This is a genomic window from Pseudomonas sp. 21615526 (genome assembly GCF_013386245.1).
In the GTDB taxonomy this organism is placed as follows: domain Bacteria; phylum Pseudomonadota; class Gammaproteobacteria; order Pseudomonadales; family Pseudomonadaceae; genus Aquipseudomonas.
The window spans coordinates 1-502 of the sequence record NZ_JACAOM010000249.1 but is presented as its reverse complement, the minus strand read 5'-3'; the positions used below and the strand labels follow the sequence as shown (position 1 = coordinate 502).

Here is a 502-nt window from a genome sequence, read left to right as displayed (position 1 = left end):
CCTCTCGTTCCTTCGGAAAAACCGCTGAATCCGAAAAGGACTCTTTACCAAAAGTCATGAGTGGCCGGCGGGTGGCCACACGATATCCCTCGAGAGCGGTCTTACCGGGTAGATGCGGGGGGCTGTCGGACATTTCGGGCGTTACTTGATAAGGGGCGCCTCTTTTAACCAGCAGGAGCTAGCGCAAGGACCAAATGCTCAAGGCCTTACAGCACCGAGAAACCTTGAGCAGCGGTCTGAACAGTCGAGTTCAGGGTGAACCGTCCTTGAGGGTCTGGAAGGCTTTTACGCGCTTGACCAGGCTTTTCTTGCTGGCCGAATCGGCACTGTTGAACAGGAACGAAAAGTCCGAGGCCAGGGTCGAGCTGCCGGCGATGGTCGCGTACTGGTGACAGGCATTGCAGTTATCGCCCTGGACGTAGGTCTCCAGGGTGGTGTTGGCCACCGGTACGTTGCCCTGGCTGATAAATGGCCCGTAGGACAGCGGCACTTGCGCACTGAC

1 pseudogene is annotated in these 502 nt (G+C 57.6%); it reads right to left on the bottom strand.

Features of this window, described 5'->3' with window-relative positions:
• Positions 1–250: 250 nt before the first annotated feature.
• Positions 251–502 (bottom strand): annotated as a pseudogene (locus tag HX786_RS31535) (hypothetical protein); the annotation flags it as partial.